Raw genomic sequence first — 7,588 nt, 5'->3', positions numbered from 1 at the left:
CGCGATCGGATTCCAGGTAAGTCGGGAAGATTGATCGCGGCCATGGGCCGCTCCTACAGAAGACAGAGAATTACGTAAATCAGACTATGAGCGAAACAGACAACCAGCCTCCGGTAATCACCATCGACGGCCCCAGCGGCTCCGGCAAGGGCACCATCGCCAAGCTGTTGGCAGAGAAGTTGGGCTACACGCTGCTGGATTCCGGCGCCCTCTACCGCCTCACCGCGCTGGCGGCACTGGAACGCGAGACGGACCTGAGCGACGACGCCACCCTCACCGAGATTGCCGACGGGCTGGATATCCGCTTCGAACTGCGCGATGGCGAAACCGCGGCCCTTCTGGAGGGGCGGGACGTGACCGACGATATCCGCGGGGAGCGGGTCAGTATGGCCGCCTCCAGAGTTGCGGCCATGCCGGGGGTGCGCGCCGCGCTGTTGCAGCGCCAGCGGGACTTCCGCCAGCCCCCCGGGCTGGTGGCGGACGGGCGGGATATGGGCACCACGGTATTTCCCGATGCCCCGGTCAAGATATTCCTCACCGCCAGCGCCGAGGAGCGCGCCCGACGGCGCTTCGCACAGTTGCGGGAGAAGGGGGTTTCTGTTAGCCTCCGCGACCTGCTGGAGGACATCCGCGCCCGCGATGCGCGCGATACAAACCGCGCCGCTTCTCCTTTAGCTCCCGCGGAAGACGCGGTGGAGCTGGACAGCACGGGCATCGATATCGACGGCGTCCTGCAGCGGGTGCTACAGCTGGTGCGCGAACGCACATAGGGCTACGACAGACAGAATTTTCAACGACAGCGGCCGGGATCAGCCAGAATCGCCCGGCCGTTGTTGTAATCCGACCCGCGTGCTGGCAGCGCGGTGGGGTTCGGACTGGTGGTTGACTAAACTGAAAACCTTAGCCAGTGGCTTTAAGCCGCAGGCTAAGGTTTCGAGTCATCATCGGTCGGGCCCGACTATATAGGTAATGTAATGAGCGAAAGCTTTGCTGAACTTTTCGAAGAGAGCCTGAAGAGCGTAGAAATGGCCCCCGGTTCCATCGTGACCGGTGTGGTGATCGACGTGGACAAGGACTGGGTGACTGTGCACGCCGGCCTGAAGTCCGAAGGCGTTATTCCCTCCGCCCAGTTCATGAACGACAGGGGCGAGATCGAGTTGCAGGTGGGCGACGAAGTCCAGGTGGCCCTGGAAGCGGTGGAAGACGGTTTCGGTGAAACCCGCCTGTCCCGCGAGAAGGCCAAGCGCGCCGAAGCCTGGAAGATCCTCGACGCGGCCCACGCTGCCGACGAAGTGGTCAAGGGTGTCATCAGCGGCAAGGTCAAGGGCGGCTTCACCGTCGATGTGGCCAATATCCGCGCATTCCTGCCCGGCTCTCTGGTAGATGTGCGTCCGGTTCGCGACACCGCGCACCTGGAAGGCAAAGAGCTCGAGTTCAAAGTCATCAAACTGGATGCCAAGCGCAACAACGTGGTGGTGTCCCGCCGCGCGGTTATGGAAGCGGCGAACAGCGAAGAGCGCGAAGCGCTGCTGGCCAGCCTGCAGGAAGGCATGACCGTCAAGGGTATCGTGAAGAACCTGACCGACTACGGCGCCTTTGTGGACCTGGGCGGTATCGACGGCCTGCTGCACATCACCGACATGGCCTGGAAGCGCATCAAGCATCCGAGCGAGATCGTGAATGTCGGCGACGAGATCGACGTGAAAGTCCTCAAGTTCGACCGCGAGCGCCAGCGCGTATCCCTGGGCCTGAAGCAGCTGGGCGAAGACCCCTGGGTATCCATCAAGCAGCGCTATCCGGAAAACAGCCGCGTGAAGGCTGTGGTGACCAACCTCACCGACTACGGCTGCTTTGCCGAGCTGGAAGAGGGCGTCGAAGGCCTGGTGCACGTCTCCGAGATGGACTGGACCAACAAGAACATCCACCCGTCCAAAGTTGTCAACGTTGGCGACGAGGTCGAAGTGATGATTCTGGACATCGACGAAGAGCGCCGCCGTATCTCCCTGGGTATCAAGCAGTGCCAGGAAAACCCCTGGGATGCCTTCGCGCGCAAGCACGCCAAGGGCGACAAGATCTCCGGCAAGATCAAGTCCATCACTGATTTCGGTATCTTTATCGGCCTGGACGGCAGCATCGACGGCCTGGTACACCTGTCCGACATCTCCTGGAACGAAGCTGGCGAAGAAGCCGTGCGCAAGTTCAAGAAGGGCGATGAAATCGAGACTGTTATCCTGGGTATCGATTCCGACCGTGAGCGCATCTCCCTGGGCATCAAGCAACTGGAATCCGATCCCTTCTCCGACTACGTGACCACCAATGACCGTGGCAGCATCGTGACCGGTACCGTGAAGGAAGTGGACGCCAAGCAGGCGGTCATCACCCTGGCGGGCGAAGTGGAAGGTGTTCTGCGTGCCTCTGAAATCAGCCGCGACAAGGTGGAAGATGCCCGTAACGCGCTGAAGGAAGGCGAGGAAGTGGAAGCCAAGATCACCAGCGTGGATCGCAAGAACCGCGTGATCAGCCTGTCCATCAAGGCCAAGGACCAGGACGACGAGAAGCAGGCGGTCAAGGATCACAGCAAGAAGCAGGCCGAGCAGATGCAGCCGGCCACCATCGGTGACCTGATCAAGGCGCAGATGAACAACAAAGAGTAACTTTCTTTGTTATCAAGGCCCCGGATCGATTGTCCGGGGCAACCCGAAAGCCGGACCGGGGTTGCCCAGTCCGGCTTTCTATTAGATGATTGCCGCTCTACTCTAGAATAATCAATGACTTACAGAAGGCGACAGGGCGCATGACCAAATCCGAACTGATCGAAAGGATTGCGTTGAGGTTGGATCAGCTGCCGGTGAAAGACGTGGAGCTGGCGGTAAAGGTGATGTTGGATTCTATGTCGGAGGTTCTCGCGCGCGGAGAGCGCATCGAGATTCGCGGTTTTGGCAGCTTTTCCCTGCACTATCGCGCTCCGCGTACCGGCCGCAACCCGAAGACGGGAGACGCAGTGGCGCTGGCGGGCAAATACGTGCCCCACTTCAAGCCGGGTAAGGAACTGCGCGACAGAGTCAATCGGCGCATGCGCGATGAGGCGGTAGGCCAAGTATGATTAACTACTACCTGAATCCGTGACTTCAGGGCGGATGCAGAGTGCAAGATATTGGCGTCACAGTGGATTTTCCGAAGGAGTGGCGTATCCGGGATTACGACCGACTGAGGAAAATTCGCTGTGGCGTCAAGAGCTTATGCTCTGCGCCGTCATGAAGTTACGGATTCAGGTATTATTTACCTTCCGGAAGATGGAGGTTCCCTTGTCATTCCTGCGCTGGCTGTTGCGTCTCTTCTACGGGTTGCTCGCCCTCCTGTGTATCGCCATCGGGATCTACTTTGCGGTGGACAATCCCGACACCATCTCGCCCAGCCTCGGGGGCTACACGCTGCGCTCCGGCAGTGTGGGTTTCTGGCTGATCGCTTTCCTGTTGTTCGGGGTGCTGCTGGGGTTTATCGTCGGCCTGCTGCCTTTGCATGCGGAGCGCCGCCGCGCGCAGGGGCTGGAGCGCCAAATGCAGCGCCTGGAACGGGAACTCCACACGGTACGCCGCCAGGTGTCCGGAGGCTGACTTGGCCGATCTAGCCTTTTTCTTTTTTCTCCTCGCCGCCATTGCCATTGGCTGGCTGTTGGGGCGCAGGAGTATCAGGAAGAAAGCGGACTGCGGCGACAAGCAGCAGGCCCTGGCGCGCTCCTATGCCCAGGGGCTCAACTACCTGCTCAGCGAGCGCCCCGACGACGCTATCGACAAATTCATCGACTCGCTGGAAGTCAGCAGCGCCACCTTCGACACCCATCTGGCCCTGGGCAATCTGTTGCGCAAGCGCGGTGAGCACGACCAGGCCATCCGCGTGCACCAGAACCTGCTGGCGCGCCCCAGTTTGTCCCGGACCAGCCAGCAGAAGGCGCAGTTGGAACTGGCCCGGGACTATATTGCCGCCGGCTGGCTGGACAGGGCCGAGCGCCTACTGCAGGAACTGGTGGAGACTTCAGCGGAGCTCCGCAATACCAGCCTCGAGCACCTGGTGGAGGTGTACCGGGACGAGCGTGAGTGGGCCAAGGCGATTCACGCGGTCAACCTGTTGCACGGGCGGCGCTTCAAGCGACTGTCGTCCGAGTGGGCACCGGTCCAGGCCCACTTCTGCTGCGAGCTGGCGGAAGAGGCGATCAATGGCAAAGACTACCTCAGCGCGCGCAAGCATATCGACGCGGCACTGGGCTACCACCGCAGTTCAGTGCGCGCGAACCTGCTCTGGGGCCGGCTGGAACACCTGCTCAACCGGCCGCAGGAAGCCATCAGGGTATTGCAGCGGATCCCGCGGCAGAGTCCGGACTATATTCCCGAAACCCTCGATCTGCTGATCACCTGCTACAGCGAAGTGGGCGACGAGAAGGGGCTCGATAAATACCTGGAGACCCTGCTGCGCGAACACCCCTCCAACAGCGTGCTGATCGCCCTGACCGAGCGAATCCACCAGCGGCAGAGCGAGGCGGCTGCGGCCGCCTTTATGGGTAAGCAGTTGGCACTGCGCCCGTCGCTGCGCGGCCTGGGGCACTTCCTCGACCTGCATATCGACAGTACTCAGGGGCGTGCGCGTGAGAATCTTTCCCTGCTGAAAACCCTGATTGACCAGTTGATCGCCAGCCGCCCCCACTACCGCTGCAGTAATTGCGGTTTTTCCGGCAACCAGTTGCACTGGCTGTGCCCCAGTTGCAAGCACTGGGATTCGGTGCGCTCGGTCAAGGGCGTAGAGGGGGAATAATCAGTGATCAATGAACAGTTACCAATGATCAATGTGTAGGGTGCGCCGTGCGCACCATTGAGAGAGAGGTATTTTTTGCAAACACGTGTTTCTTCTCCAGTAATCGTCGCCCTGGACTACGATAACGCCGATGCGGCGCTGGCAATGGCGGATCGATTGGACCCGCAACTCTGTCGCGTCAAGGTGGGCAAGGAGCTGTTTACCGCCGCCGGGCCGCAGTTGGTCGGGGAGCTGGTGGCGCGGGGCTTCCAGGTCTTTCTGGACCTCAAGTTTCACGATATCCCTAACACCGTCGCCGCCGCGGTCAGGGCTGCGGCGGAGCTGGGCGTGTGGATGGTCAACGTACACGCCAGCGGCGGCAGCCGTATGATGCGCACCGCGGCGAAGGCGCTGGAGGAGTTCGGCGAGCGCAGGCCGCTGTTGATCGCTGTTACGGTGTTGACCAGTACCGCCCCGGAGGAGCTGGCGGAAACCGGTGTGGCACGGCCGTTGCAAGACCAGGTGCTGGCACTGGCAGAGCTGGCCCAGCGCAGTGGATTGGACGGCGTGGTCTGCTCCGCGCGCGAGGCCCAGTTACTGCGCGCGGCTTGCGGCGATGATTTTGTCCTGGTGACGCCGGGGATACGCCCGAGCGGTTCCGCGGCCGACGACCAGAGGCGCATCGTCACACCGGAGCAGGCTCTGGAGTGGGGTGCCGATTACCTGGTGATCGGGCGCCCGATCACCACAGCGGCAGAGCCCGCGGTCGCGCTGGGAGAGATTCTTGATGGAATCGGTTAAAAATCAACCAGTTGTGTAATGGCGTGTAATGCGATTGCGCCCACAAACGGGAAATAAACTGCTAGAGTGTGCCGCGGTGGTAACCCCCGCTGGCCCGGTTGGCACAGGATTCGTGCGCAGTCGGCAGCGCCGGGGAGCGCCACCGGTTATCGTTGCGGCAAGAGAACACACGGAAAAGACGGATGGCGCGTTGGGTGGTAATTGGCGGCACTGGAGCTATCGGCAGAGCTCTGTGCCGCCACCTGGTATCGGTCGGGCAGCAGGTGCTGTCCGTCTCCCGCGCCCCTCGCGGCCCCGAGGGTTGTGAACATCTCTCCTTCGCGCTGTTCCCTGAAAACGATTTATCCAGGCTCTTCCGTTCGGGGGACCGGGTTGTATACGCCGCGGGCCTGGCCGGGCGCGCTGACTGCGAGCGAAACCCACAACTGGCGCGCTGGCTCAACAGCGATTGTCCGGTAGTGCTGCTGCGCGCCGCTGACAGCGCTGGCGCAGAGTCATTTGTATACCTTTCCAGCGTCAAGGCACTGCGTCCGCCGGCGGGGGTCCTGGCAAATGAGGACAGCGGGACTCCGGCGGCGGATGTCTATGGTCGCAGCAAGTGGCTGGGGGAGCGGCAATTACTCGCGGAGCCGGTGCGCTGCAGACTCAACCTGATCCGCCCGGCCTCCGTTTACGGTGGTGATTCAGCCGCCGGGCGCGCGCAGCGTTGGCGCGGTCTGCTGCGCACCTGGGGGCGCCTCGCGCCCCTGCCCGCCAGCGGTTGCCGCAGTTTTGTCAGCCTGGCGGATCTGCTGGCGGCCATCGCACTGGTGGCGGAGGCGGCCAATTGCGACCGGGAGACATTTATTGCCGCGGAACCGCGCTTTTACGATCTGGCGGCCATCGCCTCCGCCGCCAGCGGTGCGCGGACCCGGGCCTGCAACTGGCTCACACGGCTGCTGCTGGCGCCGGTGCGTCCCCTGCGCAGGCTGCCTATTGCGCACAAGCTGCTCGAACTGGAGCAGAGCGAACTCTACAGTGCCGCCCGTTTGCGCAGCATGCTGCCCTGGCGGGCCGAGGGGCGATACAGCGAATTTTTACGGGGTGTTTCGTGAGCGGTTTGGTCGGAAGCTGGCTCTTCCTGGTGCCGCTGGCGGCGGCGGTAAGCTACGGGGTGATGGCGCTATTGCTGTCGCGTATGCGCGAACTGGCCCTGGATCTGCCCAATCACCGTTCCCTGCATGAGGCGCCGGTGCCCCGCACCGGCGGCTGGGCTTTGCTGGCCGGCTGCGCGCTGGCGCTGATGTTGAGCCCGGCGGTACTGCCAATATCGGCATTTACCGGGTTCGGATTGCTGTTGGCGGTGTCGGCGCTGGATGATCTGCGCCATGTCTCCGCCCGGGTTCGCCTGCCGGTACACCTGCTGGCGGTGGCGCTGGTGGTGGTCGGCCTGCCGCAGCCGCTGGCTTGGTGGTGGTATCCGCTACTGCTGGTCGCTGGGGTGTGGACGATCAACCTGTACAACTTTATGGACGGCATGGACGGCCTGGCCGGCAGTATGACAGCCATGGGTTTCGCCACCCTGGGGTTGATCTGTGCATGGAGGGGGCATGGAGACCTGGCGGGCGTCTGTGCCCTGCTGGTAGTTACCGCCCTGGTGTTCCTGCGCCACAACTGGCCTCCGGCAAATATTTTCCTGGGCGACGCCGGTTCCACTACCATCGGTCTGGCGGCGGTGGCGGTCAGCCTGTTCGGCTGGCAGCGGGGGGCTTTCGGCCCGTTGGTACCTGTTGTGGTGTTTGCGCCCTTCTGGCTGGATGCCACCGTGACATTGCTGCGTCGCATGGCAGCGGGTAAACGCTGGTGGGAAGCGCACCGGGAACATTTTTACCAGCGCAGCGTGTTACGTATTGGGGTAAAGAGAACTCTGTACCGGCAACTGGGATTTATGCTGTCCGCATCTGTATTGGCGCTGGCGTTGATGCTGTTCGGTCTGGGTTGATCGGCCGCCGCGATTCAGGGG

At 62.2% G+C, this 7,588-nt stretch carries 8 protein-coding genes; all 8 read left to right on the top strand.

The genetic code is table 11. The features are described 5' to 3' along the window. Positions 1–86: 86 nt before the first annotated feature. The 8 genes from cmk to ACRC0P_RS06935 all read left to right on the top strand — a co-directional run bounded on the left by cmk (position 87) and on the right by ACRC0P_RS06935 (position 7,567). Positions 87–770: a (d)CMP kinase gene (cmk, locus tag ACRC0P_RS06970; protein WP_438629268.1), complete on the top strand. Its 684-nt coding sequence runs from the start codon at positions 87–89 to the stop codon at positions 768–770. 204 nt (positions 771–974) lie between these two features. Next, the gene (gene rpsA / locus ACRC0P_RS06965; protein WP_438629266.1) at positions 975–2,654 is read left to right on the top strand and encodes a 30S ribosomal protein S1; all 1,680 of its coding nucleotides are present in this window, start codon (positions 975–977) and stop codon (positions 2,652–2,654) included. A 140-nt stretch (positions 2,655–2,794) separates the two neighbouring features. Next, positions 2,795–3,103 (top strand): integration host factor subunit beta, encoded by a 309-nt coding sequence (gene ihfB / locus ACRC0P_RS06960; protein ID WP_438629264.1) that lies wholly within the window; start codon positions 2,795–2,797, stop codon positions 3,101–3,103. A gap of 202 nt (positions 3,104–3,305) precedes the next feature. Further along, a complete protein-coding gene (locus ACRC0P_RS06955) occupies positions 3,306–3,614 on the top strand; it encodes a LapA family protein (protein ID WP_438629262.1) in 309 nt (102 codons plus the stop codon). A 1-nt stretch (position 3,615) separates the two neighbouring features. Next, the gene (gene lapB / locus ACRC0P_RS06950; RefSeq protein ID WP_438629260.1) at positions 3,616–4,806 is read left to right on the top strand and encodes a lipopolysaccharide assembly protein LapB; all 1,191 of its coding nucleotides are present in this window, start codon (positions 3,616–3,618) and stop codon (positions 4,804–4,806) included. A 75-nt stretch (positions 4,807–4,881) separates the two neighbouring features. Then, positions 4,882–5,586, top strand: coding sequence for an orotidine-5'-phosphate decarboxylase (gene pyrF / locus ACRC0P_RS06945; RefSeq protein ID WP_438629258.1), 705 nt, complete (start codon positions 4,882–4,884; stop codon positions 5,584–5,586). 182 nt (positions 5,587–5,768) lie between these two features. Further along, positions 5,769–6,680, top strand: a complete 912-nt coding sequence (locus ACRC0P_RS06940) for an NAD-dependent epimerase/dehydratase family protein (RefSeq protein ID WP_438629256.1) — start codon at positions 5,769–5,771, stop codon at positions 6,678–6,680. Beyond that, positions 6,677–7,567 (top strand): MraY family glycosyltransferase, encoded by an 891-nt coding sequence (locus tag ACRC0P_RS06935; protein ID WP_438629254.1) that lies wholly within the window; start codon positions 6,677–6,679, stop codon positions 7,565–7,567. The genes ACRC0P_RS06940 and ACRC0P_RS06935 overlap by 4 nt, the downstream gene beginning before the upstream one ends. The last annotated feature ends 21 nt before the right edge of the window (positions 7,568–7,588 follow it).

Source organism: Microbulbifer sp. (assembly GCF_051659245.1).
Classification (GTDB): Bacteria; Pseudomonadota; Gammaproteobacteria; order Pseudomonadales; family Cellvibrionaceae; genus Microbulbifer.
This window is presented reverse-complemented; position numbering and strand designations above follow the sequence as displayed.